The sequence below is a fragment of the Streptomyces sp. NPDC107498 genome, assembly GCF_055582805.1.
The window spans coordinates 164,754-187,445 of sequence record NZ_JBVJPE010000016.1 but is presented as its reverse complement, the minus strand read 5'-3'; the positions used below and the strand labels follow the sequence as shown (position 1 = coordinate 187,445).

Annotated in this window: 21 protein-coding genes; 9 read left to right on the top strand and 12 right to left on the bottom strand. The window is 74.0% G+C overall.

The annotated features are described in order from the left end of the window. On the bottom strand, nt 1-781 hold a 781-nt coding region (locus tag ACZ66Z_RS26335), incomplete at its 3' end, for an FAD binding domain-containing protein (protein ID WP_469937842.1). Nucleotides 782-1,007: 226 nt separating this feature from the next. Between ACZ66Z_RS26335 and ACZ66Z_RS26330 the strand changes: the two genes are divergently transcribed. Continuing rightward, nucleotides 1,008-2,543 carry a PucR family transcriptional regulator gene (locus ACZ66Z_RS26330; protein ID WP_469937841.1) on the top strand — a complete coding sequence of 512 codons (1,536 nt, stop codon included), beginning with the start codon at nt 1,008-1,010 and terminating at the stop codon, nt 2,541-2,543. Between the two features lie 21 nt (nt 2,544-2,564). On the opposite strand, the gene ACZ66Z_RS26325 is transcribed toward ACZ66Z_RS26330, so the two are convergent. The 4 genes from ACZ66Z_RS26325 to ACZ66Z_RS26310 form a co-directional block, all read right to left on the bottom strand. Next, the gene (locus ACZ66Z_RS26325) at nt 2,565-2,963 is read right to left on the bottom strand and encodes a TOBE domain-containing protein (RefSeq protein ID WP_469937840.1); all 399 of its coding nucleotides are present in this window, start codon (nt 2,961-2,963) and stop codon (nt 2,565-2,567) included. Nucleotides 2,964-3,082: 119 nt separating this feature from the next. Then, on the bottom strand, nt 3,083-4,114 hold the full coding sequence (locus ACZ66Z_RS26320; protein ID WP_469937839.1) for an NAD(P)/FAD-dependent oxidoreductase: 1,032 nt from the start codon (nt 4,112-4,114) through the stop codon (nt 3,083-3,085). Beyond that, nucleotides 4,111-4,647 (bottom strand): isoprenylcysteine carboxyl methyltransferase family protein, encoded by a 537-nt coding sequence (locus ACZ66Z_RS26315; protein WP_469937847.1) that lies wholly within the window; start codon nt 4,645-4,647, stop codon nt 4,111-4,113. The genes ACZ66Z_RS26320 and ACZ66Z_RS26315 overlap by 4 nt, the downstream gene beginning before the upstream one ends. Before the next feature lie 13 nt (nt 4,648-4,660). Next, nucleotides 4,661-5,743 (bottom strand): type III polyketide synthase, encoded by a 1,083-nt coding sequence (locus ACZ66Z_RS26310; protein WP_469937838.1) that lies wholly within the window; start codon nt 5,741-5,743, stop codon nt 4,661-4,663. A 78-nt stretch (nt 5,744-5,821) separates the two neighbouring features. On the opposite strand from ACZ66Z_RS26310, the gene ACZ66Z_RS26305 reads away from it, so the two are divergent. Next, on the top strand, nt 5,822-6,733 hold the full coding sequence (locus tag ACZ66Z_RS26305; protein ID WP_469937837.1) for a UbiA family prenyltransferase: 912 nt from the start codon (nt 5,822-5,824) through the stop codon (nt 6,731-6,733). 103 nt (nt 6,734-6,836) lie between these two features. On the opposite strand, the gene ACZ66Z_RS26300 is transcribed toward ACZ66Z_RS26305, so the two are convergent. The 3 genes from ACZ66Z_RS26300 to ACZ66Z_RS26290 all read right to left on the bottom strand — a co-directional run bounded on the left by ACZ66Z_RS26300 (nt 6,837) and on the right by ACZ66Z_RS26290 (nt 10,618). Then, nucleotides 6,837-7,331: a hypothetical protein gene (locus tag ACZ66Z_RS26300; protein ID WP_469937836.1), complete on the bottom strand. Its 495-nt coding sequence runs from the start codon at nt 7,329-7,331 to the stop codon at nt 6,837-6,839. Further along, nucleotides 7,328-9,793, bottom strand: coding sequence for a molybdopterin oxidoreductase family protein (locus ACZ66Z_RS26295; protein WP_469937835.1), 2,466 nt, complete (start codon nt 9,791-9,793; stop codon nt 7,328-7,330). The genes ACZ66Z_RS26300 and ACZ66Z_RS26295 overlap by 4 nt, the downstream gene beginning before the upstream one ends. A 264-nt stretch (nt 9,794-10,057) precedes the next feature. After that, on the bottom strand, nt 10,058-10,618 hold the full coding sequence (locus ACZ66Z_RS26290; RefSeq protein WP_469937834.1) for a hemerythrin domain-containing protein: 561 nt from the start codon (nt 10,616-10,618) through the stop codon (nt 10,058-10,060). Between the two features lie 196 nt (nt 10,619-10,814). Here ACZ66Z_RS26290 and ACZ66Z_RS26285 point away from each other — a divergent pair, with 196 nt between their 5' ends. Beyond that, nucleotides 10,815-11,333 carry a hypothetical protein gene (locus ACZ66Z_RS26285; protein ID WP_469937833.1) on the top strand — a complete coding sequence of 173 codons (519 nt, stop codon included), beginning with the start codon at nt 10,815-10,817 and terminating at the stop codon, nt 11,331-11,333. 62 nt (nt 11,334-11,395) lie between these two features. Here the strand turns inward: ACZ66Z_RS26285 and ACZ66Z_RS26280 are convergent, their stop codons facing one another. Next, complete coding sequence (locus ACZ66Z_RS26280; RefSeq protein ID WP_469937832.1) at nt 11,396-12,571, bottom strand: hypothetical protein; 1,176 nt, start codon at nt 12,569-12,571, stop codon at nt 11,396-11,398. A 283-nt stretch (nt 12,572-12,854) separates the two neighbouring features. On the opposite strand from ACZ66Z_RS26280, the gene ACZ66Z_RS26275 reads away from it, so the two are divergent. Then, the gene (locus ACZ66Z_RS26275; RefSeq protein WP_469937831.1) at nt 12,855-14,132 is read left to right on the top strand and encodes a geranylgeranyl reductase family protein; all 1,278 of its coding nucleotides are present in this window, start codon (nt 12,855-12,857) and stop codon (nt 14,130-14,132) included. 33 nt (nt 14,133-14,165) lie between these two features. Here ACZ66Z_RS26275 and ACZ66Z_RS26270 read toward each other — a convergent pair whose 3' ends face one another. Together ACZ66Z_RS26270 and ACZ66Z_RS26265 are read right to left on the bottom strand one after the other, a co-directional pair. Further along, nucleotides 14,166-15,173, bottom strand: a complete 1,008-nt coding sequence (locus tag ACZ66Z_RS26270) for a glutathione S-transferase family protein (protein ID WP_469937830.1) — start codon at nt 15,171-15,173, stop codon at nt 14,166-14,168. A gap of 265 nt (nt 15,174-15,438) precedes the next feature. Further along, on the bottom strand, nt 15,439-16,497 hold the full coding sequence (locus ACZ66Z_RS26265; protein ID WP_469937829.1) for a GlxA family transcriptional regulator: 1,059 nt from the start codon (nt 16,495-16,497) through the stop codon (nt 15,439-15,441). A gap of 102 nt (nt 16,498-16,599) precedes the next feature. Here ACZ66Z_RS26265 and ACZ66Z_RS26260 point away from each other — a divergent pair, with 102 nt between their 5' ends. Further along, the gene (locus tag ACZ66Z_RS26260; protein ID WP_469937828.1) at nt 16,600-17,547 is read left to right on the top strand and encodes an NADP-dependent oxidoreductase; all 948 of its coding nucleotides are present in this window, start codon (nt 16,600-16,602) and stop codon (nt 17,545-17,547) included. A gap of 181 nt (nt 17,548-17,728) precedes the next feature. On the opposite strand, the gene ACZ66Z_RS26255 is transcribed toward ACZ66Z_RS26260, so the two are convergent. Further along, the gene (locus ACZ66Z_RS26255; protein ID WP_469937827.1) at nt 17,729-18,652 is read right to left on the bottom strand and encodes a serine hydrolase; all 924 of its coding nucleotides are present in this window, start codon (nt 18,650-18,652) and stop codon (nt 17,729-17,731) included. A 193-nt stretch (nt 18,653-18,845) separates the two neighbouring features. On the opposite strand from ACZ66Z_RS26255, the gene rpmG reads away from it, so the two are divergent. The 4 genes from rpmG to ACZ66Z_RS26235 all read left to right on the top strand — a co-directional run bounded on the left by rpmG (nt 18,846) and on the right by ACZ66Z_RS26235 (nt 22,598). Then, on the top strand, nt 18,846-19,010 hold the full coding sequence (gene rpmG / locus ACZ66Z_RS26250; protein ID WP_469937826.1) for a 50S ribosomal protein L33: 165 nt from the start codon (nt 18,846-18,848) through the stop codon (nt 19,008-19,010). 378 nt (nt 19,011-19,388) lie between these two features. Beyond that, nucleotides 19,389-20,939, top strand: a complete 1,551-nt coding sequence (locus tag ACZ66Z_RS26245) for an AMP-binding protein (protein ID WP_469937825.1) — start codon at nt 19,389-19,391, stop codon at nt 20,937-20,939. Then, the gene (locus ACZ66Z_RS26240; RefSeq protein ID WP_469937824.1) at nt 20,929-21,225 is read left to right on the top strand and encodes an acyl carrier protein; all 297 of its coding nucleotides are present in this window, start codon (nt 20,929-20,931) and stop codon (nt 21,223-21,225) included. The genes ACZ66Z_RS26245 and ACZ66Z_RS26240 overlap by 11 nt, the downstream gene beginning before the upstream one ends. Then, nucleotides 21,222-22,598, top strand: coding sequence for a flavin monoamine oxidase family protein (locus ACZ66Z_RS26235; RefSeq protein ID WP_469937823.1), 1,377 nt, complete (start codon nt 21,222-21,224; stop codon nt 22,596-22,598). Before ACZ66Z_RS26240 ends, ACZ66Z_RS26235 begins: the two co-directional genes overlap by 4 nt. Nucleotides 22,599-22,692 lie beyond the last annotated feature (94 nt).

The following is a 22,692-nucleotide window of genomic DNA, read 5'->3' as shown; positions in this document are numbered from 1 at the left end:
GGCGCAGCGCCATGTGCCGTCGCCACGCGGGCAGTCCGTGGATGTCGTCGAACCACTCGGCGTCGGATACGGCGGAGTCGATGGCCGTGCGGAGGCGTTCCGCGTCCGGCGGCAGCGGGAACCAGAACCGGAACGGGCGGGTAGTGGCGGCGCTGATCGTCACCGCCAGCGAACCGTCCACCGGGTCGAGCGCCCCGATCACCAGCGCGCCGGAGCGGCCGAGCCCGTACAGCGAGGCCTGCCGGAACGCCGTACGGCACTCCAGCGCCCGGGCGGGCAGGGTCACCGAGCGCAGCAGCTCGCCCGGTCCCAGATCCTTGACGCCCGCGCCCCGGACGAAGTCGACGACCTTCGCCTCGCGCGTCGAGCCGTCCTGCGCCAGGAGCAGGCAGGTGCCGTCGAGGGCCGCGGTCAGCGAGATCATCGGACCGGCGGGCAGGCCGTTGCACAGGTTCCCGCCGACGGTCGCCATGTTCCAGATCTTGAACGAGGCGAGGAAGGCCCGGCAGCACTGCTCGAACAGCGGCGCCGCGGGCGCGTCCAGGGACCGCCGCCCGAAGCGGGACAGCCGGGCGACGGTGCACGTCGCCGCGATCTCCAGCGAACCGTCCGCGTGGCGGGTGAGCGGTTCCCAGCCCATCCGGCTCAGATCGACCAGCCGGCGCAGGTGCGGCTGCGGCTCCGAGAAGAGGTACGTCCCGCCGCCGAGCCATGCGTCGCCCGGACGCCAGGGTTCGCGCCGACGCGCGTCCCTCACGTCCGCGATCGTGTTCAGATCCATCCCCGCCCATGCCTTCCGACCGATGTCTTCAGGCCAGTGAAGCCGGGGGAGACCGGTGGAACGACTGGACGGGAAGCCGGAAATCGTCCACCCCGCAGGACCGCGTCCTGGAGAATCAACCAAGAGCTGTTTTGCGCTTCTGCTATGGCATCTACGATGTCTGGTCTCGCATTCGCCTCGTGAATGTGGGTGCGGGTCCGTCCCGCGACTGCGCTAGGAGCCCCTGATGCACGTCGACCACCTCCTCCGACTCGATCGTCTGGACCTCTCCCTTGTCTGGGGTGACGAGGCGTTGCTCGGCCAGGAGATCGGCGGCGTGACGGCGACCGACCTGGAGGATCCGGCACGGTTCCTCCAGCCGGGCGAGATCGTCCTCAGCGGGCTCGTGTGGTGGAGTCGGGACGGCGGTCCCGGCAAGACCGAGCGCTTCGTCTCCGCCCTGCGCGAGGCGGGCGCGGTGGCGCTGCTCGCGGGGGAGGAGACCCACGGCGAGGTGCCGCGGGAGCTGGCCGAGGCGTGCCGCGCGCACCGCGTCGCCCTGATCGCCGTGCCGGCGCACACGACCTTCCGGACGATCACCGAAGCGGTCTACCTCCGGCAGTGGAGCGAGCTCAGCCGACGGCCCACGGACCACTTCGCGTTGCCCGAGAACGTCCGCCTGGACCTCGACCGCGCGCTGGAGAACGGCGCGACGGCGGGTGAGCTGCTCGCCCGGGCGTTCGCCCACCTCGGCACGCCGGCCTGCCACCTGCTGACCGGCAGCGGGCGCACGGTCGCCCGGACCAGCGCCGCCCGGGCGGAGCTCCCCGCGCCGCGGGCCGCGGAAGTCGTGCGCGGCGGGCACGGTACGACGGTACGCGTCGAGGCCGACGGCACGGTCTACGACACCTGGCACCTGCACCTGCCCGAGGCGGGCCAGGTGCCCCCGCGCGTCCTCCAGGAGATCGCCGAACTCCTCGGCCGTCACCGGCGCCGCCGGGACCGGAACCGGGCGGCGGGCGCCGCGGCGTCCGCGGAGCTCGTGGAGGCCGTGGGCGCCCTCCGCTTCGACGCCCACCGCGTGCGGGACGCGTTGGCCTCGTGCGGCCTCGCCGACAGGGAGGCGTACACCGTGGTCGTCGCGGCGGTGGAGCCGCACGGGGAGGGCGGCGCCGTCGGCGCCGCCGCGCTCACGGAGGCGCTGTGCCACGTGCCGTCCGTCGCCTTCGCGGTCGCCGACGGCCCCGGCGGCGAGGCCGTCGCGGTCGTCGCGCACGGGAGGGAAGCGGCGCCGGGCGTACGGGAACGGCTGGGCGACGCATGGCCGTTGATCCACGCCTGCGGCCCCGGCGTCACCCTGCACGCCGGTGCGAGCGCGCCCGCCACCGGCCCCGAGGGGCTGAACGCCGCGCTGACCCAGGCCCGTTACGCCCTGGCGGCGGCCCGCACCGGGACGCCGTCGTCGTCCCGCGTCGCCGGACTCGGCGACCTCGACGGGCTGGGCAAGCTGATGGCCGGCGTCCCCGCCGACGTGCGGGACGTGTACCGCCGGACCGTCCTGGGACCGCTCCTCGGCGTCGGCCGGGGGTCGGGCGCCATGCTCCTGGAGACCCTGGAGGTCTTCCTCGCGCACGACTGCTCGTGGGCGAGGACCGCCGAAGCCCTCCACGTCCACGTCAACACGGTCCACTACCGCATCGAACGCGTCGAGCACCTCACCGGCCGGGACCTGTCCCGGCTCGACCACAAGGCGGACCTGCGCGCGGCGCTGCTCTGCCACTGACGGTCCGCGCACCGGACGAGGTCAGGGCAGGTCGACGTGCACGCTCGTCGACTTCACCCGGGCGGTCACCGTGACCCCGACGCCGAGCCCCAGTTCCTCCACGGCCTCCCGCGTCACCAGCGAGACCAGCCGGTGCGGGCCCGACTGCACCTCCACCTGCGCGGCCACGTCGTCCACCCGTACCCCGGTGACGATCCCCACGAAGGAATTCCGGACGGAGGTGGGCACGTCGTCCTCCGGAACGGCGTGCAGCCCGGCGCCCCGCTCCCGCGCGAAGCGGGCCAGGGCCGTCCCCTCGATCACCCGCTTGCCGGAGCCGTCCCGCTCCACGGCCAGCTTGCCGCCGTCCGCCCACCGGCGAACGGTCTCCGAACTCACTCCGAGCAGCTGCGCTGCCCGCCCGATGCTGTATGACGGCACCGTCGCACTCTAGGCCACGCCCCGGACCGCCACGGCACGCGGCGAGCCCGGTCCCCGGCCCGACCGGCAAGGCGCACCCTGGCCCCGGCCCCCCCCGCCCGGCGTTCCGGCCGCGCCGCTCAGCCGAGCAGGTTCACGGCGCTCTGGAACAGACCGGGGAACCGGGCGGCCGTCGGCATGATCAGGGGGGCCAGCGAGGGCTGGTTCCGGACCCAGAGCAGGGACCTCGTCAGGAGGCGGTAGCTGCGGGACAAACGGCACCAGGCGTGCTCGTACGCCTGCGGGCGGCCCTCGCGGAGGCAGCGCACGAGCGCGTCGGCCCCCGTCAGGGCGAGCGTGAGGCCCTCGCCGGTCAGCGCGTCGACGTACCCGGCGGCGTCGCCCACGAACAGCACCCGTCCGGCCGTCCGGGAACGGGCCTGCTGACGGAGTGGCCCGGCGCCCCTGACCGGTGTCCCGTCGGCCGCGCGCAGACGGGCGGCCAGTGCGGGGAAACGGGTCAACTGGTCGTCGAAGGGCAGGTGGCGCGAGGTGAGGATGGCGACGCCGACCTGCCGCGGCCCCAGCGGAGTGACGTAGGCCTCGCAGTCGGCGGACCAGTGCACCTCGACCAGGTCGGTCCACGGCTCGACGGCGTAGTGGCGCCGCAGCCCGTACCGGGGCGCGTGCCGCCGGACGACGGCCGGCCGCACGGCCAGGCCGAGCGCGCGGCGGACGGGCGAGTGCAGTCCGTCGGCCGCCACCAGATAGCGGGCGGTGATCCCGTCGGCGGTCACGTGCGCGTCGGACTGGGTCACCTGGCGGACGCGGTGCGGGACGACCGGGACGCCGAGCCGGGCGGCCCGGGCGGCGAGGGCCTCGTGCAGCACGGTCCGGCGGACGCCGAGACCGGACCCGGTGCGGAACCGGGCTTCGGCGCTCGGGCCGCCGACGGCGTCGACGTAGCGGATGCCCCGAAGGCTTCGGCCCGGCACCCGCAGGCCGAGGGCGTCCAGGGCGCGCACCGCCGAGGGCATCAGCCCCTCTCCGCAGGCCTTGTCGATCGGCGCGGGCCGCGGCTCGGCGACCATGACGTCGAAGCCCCGGCGTGCTCCGTGGATCGCGGTGGCCAGGCCCGCCGGACCGCCCCCCACGACGAGGAGGTCGATCACGACGCGGCTCCGGTGGGGGAGAAGGCGCGGGAAGGCGCCAACGCGGTGTTCTCGCAGCGGATGCGGACGGCGAGCAGGGCCGCGTTCAGGAGCGAGAAGCCCAGGGCGGTCAGCCAGGCGGTGTGCACCAGGGGCAGGGCCGCGCCCTCGACCACGACCGCGACGTAGTTGGGGTGCCGGAGGCGGCGGTAGGGGCCGGAGGCGACGAGCGGGAGGCCGGGGACGATCAGCACCCGGGTGTGCCAGCGGGGCCCGAGCGTGCCGATGCACCACCACCGCAGGACTTGGGAGGCCAGCGCGAGGGCGAGGGCGGGCAGGCCGAGCCACGGCAGGAAGGGCCGGTCGGCCGCCCAGGGCTCGACGAGGCAGCCGAGGAGGAGGGCGGCGTGCAGGACGACCATGACCGGATAGTGCCCGGCACCGTGCTCGCGGGCGCCCAGGGCCCGGCTCCGGGCGCCGTTGCGGCGCGCCACGACGAGTTCGGCGAAGCGTTCGGCGACGACCAGCAGGACCAACACGGTGTACGGCGGCACGGTCACGACGGCCTCACCAGGTCAGGAGGACGAGTTCGGACGAGAAGCCGGGCCCGAAGGCGAGCACCAGGCCGATCGTTCCGGGCGGCGGCCCGTCGGCCTGGGCGTCCTTCAGGATCTGCAGCACCGACGCGGAGGACAGGTTGCCGTGGGCGGCCAGGGAGCGGCGGCTCGCCGCGAGAGCCGCGTCCGGCAGGCCGAGCTCGTCGGCGAGCGCGTCCAGGATCCTCGGGCCGCCGGGATGGCAGATCCACGCCCCCACGTCCCCGGGCTTGAGGTCGTGCGCGGCGAGGAAGGACTCGACCTCCTCGGTCACATGCAGCCTGACGAGTTCGGGGAGCTCCGGCCCGAGGACCATGCGGAAGCCCCAGTCGCCGACGTCCCAGCCCAGCAGGTTCCCGGTTCCGGGGTACAGACGGCTGCGTGCCGCCACGACCCTCGGCACGGAGGACCCGGACGGGCACGATGCCGTACGGGGGGACGCGGGGGAACGGTCGCCGCCGACGGCCACGAGCGCGGCGGCCCCGTCCCCGAACAGACCGCCCGCCACCAGGTTCGCCATCGACGTGTCGGCGCGCTGCAAGGTGAGCGAGCACAGTTCGGTGGAGAGGAGCAGAGCGGTACCGTCCGGCCGTCCGTCGAGGAAGTCGTGGACGCGGGCCAGACCGGCGGCGCCCGCGGAGCACCCGAGCCCGAACAGGGGAGTGCGCCTGACGTCGGGCCGCAGACCGATCCGTGCGGCGAGGCGGGCCTCCAGGGAGGGGGTCGCGATGCCGGTCACGGTCGTCGAGACGACCAGGTCGACGTCTTCCGGACGTACGCCGGCGTCCTGGAGGGCCCGCTCGACGGCCTCGGCGCCCAGCGCGGTGGCCAGCTCCACGAAGAGGCGGTTGGTCTCGCCGAACGTACCGAGATCGCGGTAGCGGTCGAGGGGGAGGGCGAGGTGACGGCTCTCCACGCCGGCCGCCGCGTGCAGCCGGCGCACGAGATCCCTGACGGATCCGAGCGGCAGGCGGGAGACGAGGTCTTCGGTGATCTCGTGTTGCATGTAGCGGTGCGGCGGAAACGCCGTGCCCACCGCGAGGACGCGGGTCATTGCTCCAACATAGGGACCGCGGGACGTCGACGCCCTCAACCCGGCGGTCGTGGGCGCGCCGTCGCCTAACGTGGTCCGGTGCGCCCCACCACGGACGAAGGAATCCACCGCCCCGCCGCCCCGGCCGCTCCCGGCCCGACGGAACGCCCGGCGGTCGTCGGCCTGCTGAAGGCGAGTCACCCGTTGCCGGCGGCGGCGGTGACGGTCCTCGCGGCGCTGCTGGCCGTCGCGTTCGGGCTGGACCCCGCCTCCGCCGCCGGGGCGGTGGCCGCGGTCGCCGCCGGCCAGTTGTCGATCGGCTGGTGCAACGACCGGCTGGACCTGCGCCGCGACCGGGCTGCCGGACGTCGGGACAAGCCCCTGGCCATGGGGGCCGCACGGCCGGGCACGGTGGGGGCGGCGGCCTGCGCGGCCCTGCTGGTCTGCGTCCCGCTGTCGCTCGGCTGCGGGCTCCTGGCCGGCGCGGTGCACCTCGGCTGCGTCGCCTCCGGATGGGCGTACAACCTGTGGCTCAAGCGGACGGTCCTCTCCTGGCTGACGTACGCCGTGGCCTTCGGACTGCTGCCCGCGTTCCTGACGCTGGCCCTTCCGGGCCGCCCGTGGCCGCCCCTGTGGTTGACCGCCGCGGCGGCGCTCCTGGGGACCGGCGCCCACTTCGCCAACGTCCTGCCGGACCTCGAGGACGACCTCGCGGGCGGGGTGCGCGGGCTCCCGCAGAGAGTGGGCCGGCGCGGCTCCGCGGCGTCCGCCGCGCTCCTGGCGCTGGCTTCCTGCGTGCTGCTGACGGCCGGCCCGACGGGACGGGTGTCCCCGACCGGGGTGGGCCTGATCGGCGTGGCCCTCGCGCTCTGCGTCGTGGCGGTGGCCGGACCGCCCGCCCTGATGCGCGGGCGCGTGCCCTTCGTCGCCGTCCTGGCGGTGGCCGGCCTCGACGCCGTACTCCTGGTGCTGGCCGGAAGCGCGCCGCCAGCCGGCCAGGCCTGGCCGTGACCGGCGCCGGCCGGCGCACGGGGTGGACGCGGCCGGCCGGCGCACGGGGTGGACGCGGCCGGCCGGCGCGCGGTCGGCACGGACGGCCGGCTTCCCGCGAGCTTCAGAGGCTGGTGAGGATCTGCGGCGAGAGCACCTTGATCATGGTGTTGGTCCAGCGCATCTGCCGCAGCGTCTGCGGATGGCACGCGGAGGAGAGGGCCAGGAGCCGGTCCTGCTTCGCCGCCTGGGCGTACTGGGCGAGCATTTCCCAGTACAGGGAGTTCTCGGCCGCCGCCAGGTGGAGGGAGCGCAGGTCGCGCAGGAGGAGGAGACCGGGCTCCGGTCGACGCCCCGTCCATTCGGCGGTCTTCTCCCGCACGGCGGCGAGCAGGCCTTCGCCCGGCCTCTCCTCCGCGCCGCCCTCCAGGTCGAGCCCGTGGGCCCGGGCCGCGTCCGCGATGCGGTCGGCGTGCTCGTCGGACCAGCGGGCGAGGTCGGTGGCGACGTGGTGGACCTCGTGTTCCGTGCGGTGGCGGTCCGCGACGGCGACGAGCTCCTTCTCCAGGTGGCGCTCGCCGTGGTGGAGGGCCCGCAGGACGAGGTCGATGCCGCTCACGGCCGTTCCTCCGTCGCGTGGGCCCGTGGTCCTCCGTAGGTGGCCGGGACGGTGCCCGGCGGGGACAGCGCGGACGGCGCGGAGGCGGTGGTGGTCGGGGCGGGAGCCGGTGTGCCGTCACCGCGCGCGACGCGTTCGACGCGGGCCGCGGCCGTCTTGAACAGGGGCTGTTTGGAGACGGGGTCCCAGTCCGTGACCGTCGTCTCGTTGGCGGCCCGGCCGTCCTCCGGCGAGGCGGGGCCGTGGCCTCCGGGGGTGTCCCAGTAGCCGTAGTGGAAGGGCACGAAGACGAGCCCGTCGCGGATGTCGGTGATCCGGACGCGGGCCCGCAGCGACCCCCGCGCCGTGGTGACCCGGGCGAGGTCCCCCTCGCGGAGGTCCTGCGCGGCGGCCTCGGCGGGGCTCAGCTCCGCCCACACCTCCGGGGCCGCGGCGTCGAGCTGCGGCACCCTCCCCGTCTTGGTGCGGGTGTGGAAGTGGTAGAGGGTGCGGCCGGTGGTCAGCTGGAGGGGGTACTCCTCGCTGGTGTCCTCGTGCGGCGGCAGGTACTCGGCGGCCTTGACGACCGCCTTGCCGTCGGGATTGAGGGAGCGGTACTCGACCACCTCGACGGACGCGCCGGTGACCAGGTCCTTGCCGTAGCTCTCGCAGACGTCGGGATGCGCCCAGCTGATGCCCTCGGTGTAGAGGCGCTCGGTGCCGTCGGGAGCGTCCTCGTTGCAGGGCCACTGGACGCCGCTGCCGCCCCGCAGCCTCTCGTACGTCAGGCCCGTGTAGTCGCAGGGCCGACCGGCGCTGCAGCGCTTCCACGCCTCGAACGCCTCCTCGGGCCCGGTCCACTTGACCAACGGGCCGCCGTCGCGGTCGCGGAAGTCCATGCGCCGTGCGTAGTCCAGGAAGATGTCCAGGTCGGGGCGGCTCGCCCCGGGCGGCTCCACCGCCTTCTCCGAGAGGTGGACGGTGCGGTCGGCGTTGGTGAACGTGCCGGTCTTCTCGCCCCACGTCGCGGCCGGCAGGACCACGTCGGCCAGCTGCGCGGTCTCGGTGAGGAAGAGGTCCTGGACGACGGTGAAGAGGCGCTCCTGCCCGAGGATGCCGCGGATGCGGCCGAGCTCCGGCAGGGACACGGCCGGATTGGTGCCGCTGATCCACAGCATGCGCACCGACCCTTGTTCGGCGTAGCGGAAGATCTGCATCGCCGGGGTCGGCGGTCCGTAGTGGGGGATGTCCGACGGCTCGACGTTCCAGACGCGGGCCAGATCGGCGACGTGCTGGTCGTTCTGCCAGTTCCGGAAGCCCGGGAGGTCGCCGTTGGCGCCGGTCTCGCGGGTGTTCTGGGCGGTCGGCTGGCCGTTCATCTGCAGGACGCCGCAGCCCGGCCGTCCCAGCATCCCGCGGAGCAGGTGCAGGTTGTTCACCTGGACGGCGGCCGCCGTGGCCTGGTGCGACTGGTAGACGCCCTGCAGCACCGTGGACAGGAGCCGCTCGGCGCCGCCCAGCAGCTCCGCGGCCCGTTCGATGTCCGCGGCGGGCACGTCGCAGATGCGCGCGGCCCAGGCGGGAGTGCACTCCGCGACCTGCTTGCGGAGTTCCTCGAAGCCCACCGTGTGCGACTCCAGGAAGGCGTGGTCGATCCGGTCGCTCCGGACGATCTCGTGCAGGAGCGCGTTGAGCAGGGCGACGTTGGTGCCGATGCGGGGCGCCAGGTGGACGTCGGCGCGCCGGGCCACCACGGTGGGGCGGGGGTCCACGCACAGCAGCCGCGGCGGGGCCGCGCCCTCCAGCCGGTCCAGCACCCGCATCCACAGCACCGGTTGCGTCTCCGCCATGTTGTGGCCGAACAGCGCGAGGGTGTCCGCGTGGTCGACGTCCGCGTACGAGCCGGGCTGGCCGTCGCAGCCGAACGACTCCTTCAGCGCCTCGGCCGCGGTGGAGGTGCACAGGCGGGTGTTGCCGTCGAGGTGGTTGGTGCCGATCCCGGCCCGGGCCAGAACGGCCAGGGTGTAGTACTCCTCCAGGAACAGCTGCCCGGTGGTGTAGAACCCGATCGATCCCGGCCCGTGGGCGGAGAGGAGCTCGCGGGAGCGGTCCACCACGCGGCCCATGGCCGTGTCCCAGTCGCACTCGACCAGGCGGCCGCCCTCCCGGACCAGTGGGCTGCGCAGCCGGTCGGCGGCGTGGTTGGCCTGCCAGCCGAAGAGGTCCTTCGGCCCCAGTCGGCCGCGGTTCACCCGGTCCGCCGCACGACCCCGGACGCCGACGATGCGGCCTGCCCGCACCGCGATGTCCATGGCGTCCCCGTCCGAATGCAGCAGCGACGCGGACTGCACCCACTTCTCGACGTCGGCCGCCGTGACGCCGTCGGCGAGATGCGTGTCCACCCGGGTCGGCCACGTCCCACCGGCCCCGTAACCGGTCCGTCCGCCCCAGGGCTGTGCGATCCGGTCGATCGGAGAATCCATTCGGCACCTCCGCCTTTCCCTCGCCGCCTCTCGGCGGCACGCGTCTACCCCGCGATCATCCGGCCAAGCGGTGTTCGCGCATCCCCCCACGGCGTCCGGGCGGGAGGGCTCGACCCGTGCCCGGACGCGTCCCGCGCACCCGGGCGGACACCGGCCCGTCGCCGACCGTGTGGACCACGCGCTTCCACGACCGGCCGACGCGCGCAGGCCGTCGCCGCCGTCAAGGCGACGACAGCCCGTCGGCACGGTGCGGGCGCGGCCGCCTCAGTCCTTGCCGCGCCCGGTCATGGCGTCCCGCAGCCGGTCGACCAGGCCCATGCCGGGGGCGAGGAGCTTGTTGGCCGGGGGCGTGTCGGGAGCGGAGGGGTGGGGACGGGTCGGCGCCGTCTTCTTGGCCTGTCGCACCTTGTCGCCCAGTTCGTTCAGCACGTCGGCGGAGCACGCCTCGCGCAGCCGCGGGAAGAGGTTGTTCTCCTCGTCGGCGACATGGGAACGGATTTCGTTCATGAGCCGCGTCATCAGCTCGTCGAACTGCGGATCATCGGCGGCGCACCCCTCCAGATCCTTCATCGTGCGCTCGGCCGCGGCGTGCTCCCGGAGTTCGCTGTCGGCCAGGGCGTCGCCCTGGGGAACGTACTCCCGGACCGCCGGGTAGAGGTAGGACTCCTCCGCGACCGAATGCCGCACCAACTCCATGGTGACCTGGTCCGCGTAGTTCTTCTTCCGCGGATCTCCGGAAGGAAGCCCCTGGATCTTGGCGAACAGCTGCTCCACTTCCTGGTGGTCGGTGGTGAGCTCGGCGATGACATCGCCACCGTGTCCCATGTCCCTCTCCTCTTCTGTTTCCGTTCTCCGGTGTGGGATCCCAATGAAGCGTGAAAGGAGGGAGAAAGGCCGTAATTCCGGAGCTGTCAGCGTGTCGTCGTTCCGCACGGCGTGACCTGCGTCATTTCGGATGCGCGGGGTGCCGGTTACCGTGCTGGGGTTTTCTCCCGCCCCTTCTCCGTACGGACGGTCAGCCGTGCCCGCAGACGCATTCCTCTCTCCCGTCGTGGCGGCGACGACGCGGTGGCTCCTCCAGGCCTACCCGCCGGCCCGGGGCGCGTTGCAGCGCGGTCTCGCGGAGGCCCAGGCCCGGCAGGCCGTGACGGTGGCGGCCCTGCTGCGCTACCCCACGGAGCTGGACGCCGAGCTCGTGGCGCTCTCGGGACCGGGAGGCGCGTCCCGTCTCGACTGGATCACCGGCGCGGACGCCACCGCGCCGGAGCGCGCCGAAGCGTGGCGCTCCTGGGTCGACGAGGTCGTGACCAGCTGGGCCGCCTGCCTGCTGGCCTCCCCGGACCTGGCCTCACGCGCGGCCGAGGCGGTCGCCGCGGCGCGCGACGACGCCGCACCCGTGGCCTTCCGCCGCCTGACCGACCCGACGGAGGAGGACCACCGGTCGGCGGCCCTCCTCCGCCATCCCGACGTCCTGGCACCGATAGCCGATCTCCACGGGACGGAACTGCGGAACCGCCTCCGGGCCGTCCTGCCGGCGTGACCACGGGGAAGTCCCGGGGCCGCGTCCCGGCGCCGGGACGCCGGCCGCCGGCCGCGCGGACGCTACGGGGCCTCCGCATCCGGCGCCCGGGGGTCCGGTCCCCGGAAACGGGCGAGTGACTTCGTGAGGGCCTTCCACGGCGAGGAGGCCTCCTCGGCCGTCGCCGGCGGTGCCGTCCGGGGGGTGCCGTCGCCGCCGGTCGCCTCGGCGAGGGCGTCGAGCGCCGACTCGGCGGCCTCCCGGTACAGGTCGCAGGATGCCGTCATGGCTTCGAGCGCCTGGGCGTACCTGGTGACCATGGCCCGTGCGTGGGCCAGTTCCTCGTCGGGGGTGAGCAGGTGCCAGCCTTGGCGCAGCCGCGTCAGGGCCCGTTCGGCGTCGGCCGGCAGCGGCTGGGGCAGTGCGGCGAACTCCCTGATCCTGTCGAGGAGTTCGGTGGGTTCCGTGCCGTCCAGGAAGACGTTGCGCACCGTGAAGCGCTCCGCGTCGTAACCGGGGACCTGCGGTGTCGGGGGCAGGATGACGGCGCCGCCGCGCGGCATCCCCACGCCCAGCTCGCGCTTCATCACGAAGTCGGCGATCAGCGCCTGCTCCGGGGTGGCCCGGTGTTCGACCACCCGGTGCCGCAGGCTCGGCGGCAGGAACGCCGTGATCGGCCGGCGTCCCAGGGCGTCCGGCGTCATCGCCTCGTGCACCACGACGTGGAGGGCCCAGCTCTGCCGGGCGCAGGCCCGCAGCAGGCGGCGCAGGTCGTCGTCGTCCTTCGGCAGGTGGTTCGGGGTCCGCAGGCGCACGTCCGGCACCGTCTCGTGGTCCCACGCGACCTGGTCGCTGTCGGGCCAGAACACGGTGGCCGGCGAGGGCCAGCCCGCCTCCCAGGCCCGCTCGGCCTCGGCGGCGAGGACCCAGGCGACGCCCCCGCCCTTCGCGCGGCGGGACTCGGGCTCGTACGTGGTCAGTTGTGCGCGCACCGTGACGTCGTCGGCCACGCGCCAGCGGGCCTCGAAGAGGCGGCGGGCGGACGGGCCGGGGTCGGCGGACTCGTCCCGGGGGTACAGGTCGGTGGAACGCGCCGCCTCGACGGGGTCGAGGTCCAGGAAGTCGTCGATCACCCGGGCCGCCTTGAGGGCGAGCAGGTTGCGCCGGACGTCCCGCTCGGGCTCGGGCCCGAGGTGACGCCCACGACCGAGCCAGGCGGTGTCGGGGACGGTGGTCGATGGAGTGCTGTTCTTGGCCATGGAACCGTTCGGTGGGCGATCAGGGCTCGACCAGTATGGTCCGTGGCCCGCGCGGGGGAAGCGGTGCCCCGCCCACGCCGTCGTGGATCGAGTCGCCGGGACGACGGGCGGGCCGATCGCTCCACGGGCGGCGCGGGAGGCGGGCGGGTCGGTGGCGATGCTCCGGCCCGGCTGCGCACCCCCGGCCCGGCGTCGTCCCGAAGAGGGGCGAGGGAAACACCCGGCGCGTGGGTACGGATGGGGAGTCGTTCCGCTTCCGACGAGCCGAGCAGAGGAAGAACCCATGGACCCGTCCCCCCACCGCGACGAACCGGCGGACGCCATCGTCATCGGCGCAGGCCCCGCCGGCTGCAGCGTCGCCTACCACCTGGCACGGGCGGGGCACGACGTTCTGCTCCTGGAGAAGGCCACCTTTCCCCGCGACAAGGTCTGCGGGGACGGCCTCACCCCGCGCGCCGTCAGGGAGCTCCTCGGCATGGGCGTCGACGTGGAGGGGGACGGCTGGGTGAGGACGCGCGGTCTGCGGGTCCACGGCTCCGGCACGACGGTGGAGATGCCGTGGCCCGCCGTCGCGTCCTGCCCCGACTACGGTCTCGTACGGACCCGGCAGGACCTCGACCAGCTGCTCGCCCGGCAGGCCGTGGCCGCCGGGGCGCGCCTCCTGGAGGGGACCAAGGTCACCGCGCCGGTCTTCGACCCGGCCACCGGCCGGGTCGACGGCGTCGTCGCGGACCGGGACGGCGTCCGCCGCACCTTCCGCGCGCCGGTGCTGGTCGCCGCCGACGGCGCGTCGAGCCGCCTCGCCGTCGCCCTCGGTCTCCACCAGCGCACCGACCGGCCCATGGGCGTGGCCGTGCGCCGCTACTACAACTCGCCGCACCGCGACCGGGACCACCTGGAGGCCTGGATCGACCTGGAGACCCGGGACGATCGCGGGCGGGCCTCCATGCCGTTCGGCTACGGATGGGTCTTTCCCGTCGGCGACGGCGCCTTCAACATCGGTCTCGGCACCTTCCACGTCGGACGCCGGCCCGACGTCGACCACCGGCGGCTCTTCCGGGAGTGGACCGCCCGCCTCCCCGCCGCCTGGCACTTCGACGAGGAGCACGCCACCGGACCGCTGCGCGGCGCACCGCTTCCCGCCGGGCTCAACCGGCATCCGCAGTACACCCGCGGTCTGCTCCTGACCGGCGACGCCGGCGGAATGATCAATCCGCTCAGCGGCGAGGGAATCGACTACGCGATGGAATCCGGCCGTCTGGCCGCGGAAACCGTGGACCGCGCCCTCACCCGCCCCACCGCCCGCGCCCGCGAGGAAGCCCTGCTGCGCTACCCCGAAGCCGTCCGCGAGGCCTACGGACGCTACTTCACGGTGGGACGGCTCGTCGTGCGCGCCCTGAACCACCCCCGGGTCATGCGGCTCGTCGCCACCCACAGCCTGAGGCGGCCCGTCACGCAGCGCTTCATGTTCAAGCTCTGGGCCAACCTCACGGACCCGTACAGCCCCGACGCCCTCGACCGCGTCATCGCCGCCCTCCAACGCGCGGTCCCCGCCGCCTGACCCGGGCGGACGCCGACCGGGACGGGCGGCGGGTCAGGCGCCGGCGGGCGGCGGCCCGGAGAGCGGCGGCACGCGCTCGGACGGGGGCGGCGGCGCGGGCGGGGTGCCGTCGCCGAACGGCCGGCCGCCGAGTTCCTCCCGTCCGTGCGGGGAGAGCCAGCCGCGCGTGTCCGGACCCCGGGGGACGATCCCGGTCGGATTGATGTCGTGATGGACGACGTAGTAGTGCGCCTTGATCTGCGCGAAGTCGATCGTGTCGCCGAAGCCGGGCGTCTGGAACAGGTCCCGTGCGTAGGCCCACAGGGCCGGGAGTTCGGTCAGTTTCTGCCGGTTGCACTTGAAGTGGCCGTGGTAGACGGCGTCGAAGCGCGCGAGGGTCGGGAAGAGGCGCACGTCGGCCTCGGTCACGGTGTCGCCGACCAGGTAGCGCCGGTTGCCGAGCCGCTGCTCCAGCCAGTCCAGCCGCTCCCACAGGCGTCGGTACGCCTTGTCGTACGCCTCCTGGCTGTCGGCGAAACCGCACTGGTAGACGCCGTTGTTGACGTCCCGGTACACCTTGTCGGCCACGTCGTCGATCTCGTCGCGCCACTTCTCCGGATAGAGGTCCGGAGCGCCGTCCCGCTGGTGGGCCGTCCACTGGCTGCCCAGGTCGAGCGTGATCCGCTCGAAGTCGTTGGTCACCACTTCGCCGGTGGGGACGTCGACGATCGCGGGCACGGTGATGCCGTTCGCATAGCCCGGTTCGCGCCGGAGGAACGCCTCCTGCAGCCTCTCGATGCCGAGGACGGGATCCCGGCCGCCGGGGTCCAGGTGGAAGGACCAACTGCGCTCGTCGTGCAGCGGCCCGGCGATGCCCATCGAGAGCACGCCCTCCAGGCCCATCAGCCGCCGGACGATCGCGCTGCGGTTCGCCCAGGGGCAGGCCCGGGCGATGACCAGCCGGTAGCGCCCGGGCTCCACCGGATAGCCGTCGCGCCCGTCGGCCGTGATCCGGGTCGTGAGGTACGTGCGGTCGCGCTCGTAGGCGCCGTCACCGGTCATCGTTCCCGGCCTTTCCCGTGTGCCTCGACCCGGCCCCGGGGTCGACGTCCTCCGGCCCCGGGGCCGTCCGGGGCGGGCGGGCGGCCGCGACGGCCGCCGTGCGGTCTCCGTGAGGGGTTCTCCGATCGGCCATGCACGGGCGAGTACCCGCGTCGGCCCGTGCTACGCCCGCCTCGATGCGCGGGACGACCGGTCGCGGACCGCGCCGGCCGCCCCATCGGGGAGGCCGTCACCGGAGCGGTCGTCACCGGAGGGGCCGTCGACGTCACGGGCGGGAGGCCCCTGTCCCGACGGCACCGACGTCGTCGCCCTCACCGCCGAAGGTGCGGCGGTAGGCGGTGGGGGAGATGCCGAACGCGGTCCTCATGTGGACGCGCAGGGAGTTCCCGGAGCCGAGCCCCGCACGGTGCGCCACCAGGTCGATCGGAAGATCGGTCGTTTCCAGGAGCTGCTTGGCGAGTTCGAGCCGCTGCGCCGTGAGCCATTGCCCGGGCGTCATGCCGACCTCGTCGCGGAACCGGCGGGTGAAGGAGCGCAGGCTCATCCGGGCGTGTTCGGCGAGCCGGGCCAGTGTGAGCGGTTCCGCGAGGTGTTCGAGGGCCCAGGCGCGGGTGGCGGTGGTGCTGGCCAGGGTGGGCTCGGGGACCGGGCGGTCGATGAACTGGGCCTGGCCGCCGTCCCGCCAGGGCGGTACGACGCACATGCGGGCGGCGCGGTTGGCGGCCGCGGCGCCGTGGTCGCGGCGGATCATGTGCAGGCACAGGTCGACACCGGCGGCCACGCCCGCGGAGGTGAGCACGTCTCCGTCGTCGACGAACAGCACCTCCTCGTCGAGCTTGACCTCGGGGAAGGCCCGGCGGAACTCCAGGGCCAGGTTCCAGTGGGTGGTGGCCGGCCGGCCGTCGAGGAGACCGGCGGCGGCGAGCACGTACGACCCGGAGCAGATCGACACCAGCCGGGTGCCCGGCCTGATCCCGGCTATGGCGGCGCCGACCTCGGGCGGCAGCGGCCCTCCGCGGCTCAGCTCGGGCATGGCGTGCGTGGGCGGGACGATCACGGTGTCGGCTTCGGCGAGCGCCTCCGGGCCGGCCGCGGGCTGCACGGTGAACCCGGCGTCGCTGCGGACGGGGGCGCCGTCGGCCGTGCAGACGGTGACCTCGTAGAGGGGCCTGCCCTCGGGGTCCTCCACGCTCCCGAAGACCCGCGAGGGGATGCCCAGCTCGAAGGGCGGCACGCCGGGGAGGGCGAGCACGGCGATGCGGTGCGGCTCCGGCCGCCCTTCCACCCGCTCCTCCACCACGGCCGTTCCGGGGATCTCGTTCATGGCCAGATCCTGTCACATAGTGGCTAGGAGGCCAACACATCGCCGGAGCGGAATGTCCGATCGTGGAGTGGTCGCCGCCGGAAGGGATCCGGCGGCATCCCGATGAGAGACGGAAGCGAGACGGACATGCGCGCGGTGGTCGTGGAGCAGTGGGGCGGACCCGAGAACCTGGTCGAGCGAGAGGTGGACCGCCCCGAGCCGGGCCTGAACGAGGTCCTGGTGCGGGTGCACGCGGCCGGGGTGAACCCGGTGGACTGGAAGACCCGCGCGAGCGGCGCCCTCATCGGATGGGGCGACGTGCCCGTCCTCGGCTGGGACGTGTCCGGCACGGTCGAGGCCGTCGGCCCCGGCGTGGGGATCTTCCGCCCGGGCGACGAGGTCTTCGGGATGCCGCTGTTCCCGCGCCAGGCGGGCGGCTACGCCGAGTACGTGGTGGCACCGGCGCGCCACCTCGCGCCCAAGCCGTCGTCCCTGACGCACGTGGAGGCGGCCGCGCTGCCGCTCGCCGCCCTGACCGCCTGGCAGGCCCTCGTCGACGCGGCGGACGTCCGCCCCGGCGAGCGCGTACTGGTGCACGCCGCGGCCGGAGGGGTCGGACACCTCGCCGTGCAGATCGCCAAGGCCCGGGGCGCGTACGTCGTCGGCACCGCGAGCGCGGCCAAGCACGACCTGGTGCGGGAGCTGGGCGCCGACGAGGTGGTCGACTACCGCGCGGACCGCTTCGAGGACGTCGTCTCCGACATCGACGTCGTGCTGGACGGCCTCGGGGGAGAGACGGCCGAGCGCTCCCTGAAGGTGCTCCGGGACGGCGGCAGGCTCATCACGCTGCCGGGCCCGGACGACGTGCCCGCCGCCCAGGACGGCGTGCGGGCCGCGTGGGTCCTGGTCGAACCCGACCACCTCGGCCTGCGCGAGATCGCGGCCCTGGTGGAGCGCGGCGCGCTGAGGCCGGTGGTCGACACCGTGCTGCCGCTCGCCGAGGCCGCGGAGGCCCACGCGATCGGTGAGCGGGGCCGTACGACGGGCAAGATCGTCCTGACGGTCGCCTGACCTCCGCCCACGCACCGCCGCCGGGGCCGGGCGCCCACCCGCGCCCGGCCCCGGCGGCGTGCGGAACGGCCGGGCCGGCCGGAGGGACGACGGTCCTGAGCCGCGATCGGGGCGTGCCGGAGCGCCGGCGCCCGTGCGGCGTCCTTCGTTCCGGTGGGGCGCCGGCCTTCCGGTCGGTGCGTCAGCCCCGGGGCACCGCGACGTACGCCTCCTTGGGCGTGGTGGTCGGCGCGTAACGGGACGCGGTGGGCGCGGTCGGGATCAGATCCCGATGGATCACCTTGGCCACGGCCTGGATCGTGTTCACGCCGTAGTTCATCGTGCTGTTGCCGTCGGTGAGCACGGTGATCGTGTAGTCGTGGCCGCCGCCCTGGAACGTGCCGACGCTGTGCACGCGCCAGCCGCGCGTGGCGCGCTGCAGCCAGCCGTTCTTGACGTGCTTGGACACGGAGGAGGGCGCGCCGGCGGGGGTTCCCCACCTCTGCGAGGTGACGACGTTCCCCATGAGCTTGAGGACGTAGGCGCGGGCGTTGTCGCTCAGGACGCTGTTCCTGGCGGTGATCAGCGAGAGCAGCCGCTGCTCGTCGGTGGCGTTGATCCGGGTGAGCCCCCAGTAGCCGCCGGATCCCGGCACCGTCCGGGTCATGCCGGCAGCCGCCAGGAAGCCCTTCACCTTGGTGACGCCGAGCTGGTTCCACAGGGAGGTGGTGGCCGCGTTGTCGGACTTGGTGATCATGGCGGTGGCGAGGCCGGTCTCGCGCGAGGTCAGGTACCGATCGGTCTTCTTGGCGTCCCAGAGGAGCGCGGCGAGGACGGTCACCTTCACGACGCTGGCCGAGTCGTACGAGACCGTGGCGCGCAGGGTGCAGGTGGTGTTCGTGGTGCGGTCGCGCAGGCCGACGGCGACGGTACCGGTGCGCGTGGCGAGGGCGGCGGTGATGTCCCTCTGGAGCTTGGCGGCGAGCCCGGCCTTGCCGGACGTACAGCTGACCTGCGGCGCGGTGGCGGCGGAAGCCGGCGCCGCGCCCGCGACGACGGGCACGAGCATCCCGGCGGCGGCCACGGCCGGAAGCACGCGGGCGCGCAGGGATATGCGGTGAGTCATGGTGGGTCCCCCTTGGAAACGAAACGAACACGCTTACGGCGCGTTCGCCCTACATGACTCTCGAGTGCGCGGATGGTTGTACGAATTCAGCGGAATCGGCGCACGGGCGCCCCGGGGGAGCGCGCCGGCCGGCGCGGCGCCCCTCTTGCGATCATCCTATTGAAAATGAAAACCGTTTCTGTATCATGGCTCCATGGCACACAACGAGATCCGCCCCATCGTCAAGCTCCGCTCCACGGCCGATACCGGCTTCACCTACGTCACCCGCAAGAACCGTCGCAACGACCCCGACCGCCTGGTGCTGCGCAAGTACGACCCCGTGGCCGGCCGCCACGTCGCCTTCCGCGAGGAGCGCTGACGCCGGCGCCGCCCCGTCGCCCGCCCCCGCCCGGGCATCGAGAAGTCCTGCCGCGGTGGGCGCCCGGAACCCCGCGGGCGCCCACCCCTCAGTTTCGGCCCCTCGGGGGAAGCGCCCGGCGCCGGCTCCCGGGGCGGGGGCGCCTCCGGTGGTGCCGCCCCCGCGGTGGGAAGGCCTCCGGTAACGCCCCCCGCCCCGAAGCGGAAGCGGAACCTTCGCAGGGGCTCTGACCTGCTGGAGCGCACGTCGTCACGCCGCGTTCGCGGAGATCATCCGATTCTCCACAACTCCCATTGTGGCGACACCTGTTCGCCTGTAGAGTCCCCGTTCGTCGGGCACGGACAGGCGCTTTCAAGCTTATTTGGGGCGATCAAGTCGATGCAGTGCGAGACCCTTGGAACCACCCCGGACCTCATCGAGGCCTTCACGGAAGCCGCTCTTCGAAACCCGGAGCGCGCGGCACTCGTCCACGAGGGACGGGTCGTGACGTACCGTCGGCTGCAAGAGCTCGTGAACGACCTCGCGGAGCGGCTCGGGCCACGGCACGGAGCCGTCGCCGTACCGGCGACGCACACCCCGGACACCGTCGTCGCGCTGCTCGCCGTGCTGGCGGCCGGAGGCGTCTACTGCCCCGTCGACCCGGCCTTTCCGCCGGCGCGCCAACAGGACATGGTCTCCGCGGCCGACTGCCGCGCGGCCGTCGACACCGACGCGGCTCTCGATTCCCGACTCGGCCTGCCGGTCATCCGATTAGGCCAGGAGGGGACGGGGCGGGACACGGCGGCGCCCACCGGCGGCCCCGGGCGGGACGCGGGCCCCGAAGCACCGGCGTACATCCTCTTCACCTCGGGCTCCACCGGCCGGCCCAAGCCGGTGGTGACACCGCGCCGGGCCATCTCGGCCTCCGTGCGCTCGCTCCGTGACCTCTTCTCCCTCACGGAGGAGGACCGGGTGCTCCAGTTCGCCTCGCTCAACTGGGACACCTCACTGGAGGAGATCCTCCCGACGCTGACCGCCGGAGCCGCCCTGGTGTTCGACCGCGAGGCGCACTCGGGATCCTTCCCGCGCTTCCTGCGGATGATCGAGCGCGAACGCGTCAGCGTCCTCGACCTGCCCACGGCCTTCTGGCACGAGCTCGTGCTCCACCTCGCCGAGGAGGGGACCGCGCTTCCCGACCGCGTCCGGCTGGTGGTGATCGGCGGGGAGGCCGTCAGCCCCGCCCGCCTGGCCGACTGGAGCCGCCTCGACACGGGCCGCGTCCGCCTGCTCAACACCTACGGATGCACCGAGACCACCCTGATCACCCACGCCGTCGACCTGCACGGCCCCGGCGCCCCGGCGGCGGGCTGGGACTGGGCGAGCGGTGCCAGGGCGCCGATCGGCCGACCCCTCGCCCACGTCGTGGAGGACATCGGCGACCAGGGCGAACTGTTGATCGGCGGCCCGGCGGTGGCCCTCGGCTACCTGGGCATGCCCCGGGCCACCGAGGAGGGGTACGCGGTCGTGGACGGCGCACGCCGGTTCCGCACCGGGGACCGGGTCAGCAGGACGCCGGACGGCCTCCTCGTCCACGAGGGCAGGCTGAACGACGAGATCAAGATCCGGGGCATCCGCGTCGATCCGGCCGAGGTGGAGGCACACCTCGCCGGCCACCCCGCGGTGAACGCGGCGGCCGTCACCGGGACCGTCAGCGTCGGCCGCACCGCACTCGTCGCCTATGTGGTGCCCAGGCCGGACACCGGGACGCGGTGCCTCGACGGCGACCTGCGGGCCTACCTGCGCGAGCGGGTGCCCGCCCATCTCGTACCGAGCCGGATCACCGTCGTCCCGCACCTCGTGCTGACCACGAGCGGCAAGGTCGACAGAAGAGCCTCGCACCAGCGTTACGCAACCGTGAACAGGTCAAAGGAGACCGTCGATGAGCGTTGACACCACCGCCTCGGCCGCCGGGGACCCGTCCGCCGGCCCGGGCGCCCCCGCCGGCTCCCGTGCCGGTGCGGACACCGAGGGCGTGGTGGCGGTGTTCCGGCGCGTTCTGGAGACCGAGGACGTCTCGGCGGACTCCGACTTCTTCCTCCTCGGCGGGGACTCGCTGGTCGCGACCCGGGTGCTCAGCGCCCTCGCCCGCTCCTCCGGGGTGGAGCTGACCTTCGAGGACTTCCTCGGCGCTCCGACCCCCGAGCAGCTCGCCAAGAAGATCGCGGACGCCCGGTGACCGCGCGCGACGGGGCCCCGGCCGACGGTGCTCCCGGACGTTCCGGAGGCGTCACCAGCGCCGTGGTGGTCGGAGCCGGGTTCGCCGGACTGACGGCCGCGACCGGACTCGCCGCCGCCGGGGTCGACGTGACCGTGCTGGAGGCACGCGACCGGGTGGGCGGCCGGGCCCGCGGGCTCCGGGTCGCCGACGGGGGCTGGGTGGACGCGGGCGCCGCCTACCTGGGGGACCGGCACACGGAGCTCCGCTCCCTGATGGCCGAGCTCGACCTCAAGGCGACGCCCACCGTCATGCGGGGAGCCAGTCGCTTCGCCCTCGGGGCCGAGGAGACCACCCGGGACGGCCGGTTTCCGCCGCTCAACGCCGTGGCCCTCGGCGACCTCTTCGAGCGGCTCGACGAACTCACCGCGACCGTCCGCCCCGATGCCCCGTGGCTCACGCCGGGCGCCGAGGAACTGGACGCCCTGACCGCCGAGGCGTGGGCCGAACGGCACCTCGCGCACCCGGACGCCCGGCTCTTCTTCCCGCTCTTCCTGGGCGAGATGATGGCGGCCGACCCGGCCCGGGTGTCCATCCTACACGTGGCCTTCTACCTGCGGTCGGGCGGTGGACTGCGCTACCTGAACGCCTTCGAGGGCGGCGCCCAGCAGGACCGGATCGACGGGGGAGCCCACCAGGTGTGCGAGCGGCTCGCCGCCCGGCTGGGGTCCGGGGTGCGGCTCGGGGAGCCGGTCCACGCCGTGCACCAGGACGACGACGGGGTCACCGTCCGCAGCGCGAAGGGGGAGTACCGGGCCGACGTCGCGGTCATGGCCCTGCCGCCCCTGCCGGCCGACGCCGTCGACCACCGGCCCGAGCCGCCGGCACGCCGGTCGGGCGACCGCACCGCGCGGGGCTGCGCGGTCAAGGTGCACCTGGTGTACCCGGCACCGGTCTGGCGCGACCACGGTCTGTCGGGGTGGTCGGTGAACGCCGAGGGACCGCTGTTGTCCACCGTGGACGACTCCCCGGCGGGAGCCGGGGTCGGGGTCCTCACCGGCTTCGTCACGGGCGCCGAGGCCCATCGCTTCGCGGCGCTCGATCCGCGGGAGCAGCGCTCGACGGCGTCCGAGCAGGCGGCCCGACTGTTCCCGATGCTTCCCGAGCCCGTGGGCTTCCACGTGACCGACTGGGTCAACGAGACGTACAGCAAGGGCTGTTACGCCGCCCTCTTCGGACCCGGTGACTGGGTGCGGCACGGCCCGGGGCTGACGGCACCCCACCTGCGGGTGCACTGGGCCGGGACGGAGACCAGCACGGAGTTCTTCGGACTGATGGAGGGGGCGATCCGTTCCGGCCGCCGGGTGGCGGCGGAGGTCCTCGCCCGCCGGTAGGCCCGCGGTGGGGGGTGTTGGGAGAAAGAAGGGCGACCCCCGCCGCCAGAGAAAAACTCCCCCCCCCCCCCCCTTCCTCCCACCCCCCCCCAGA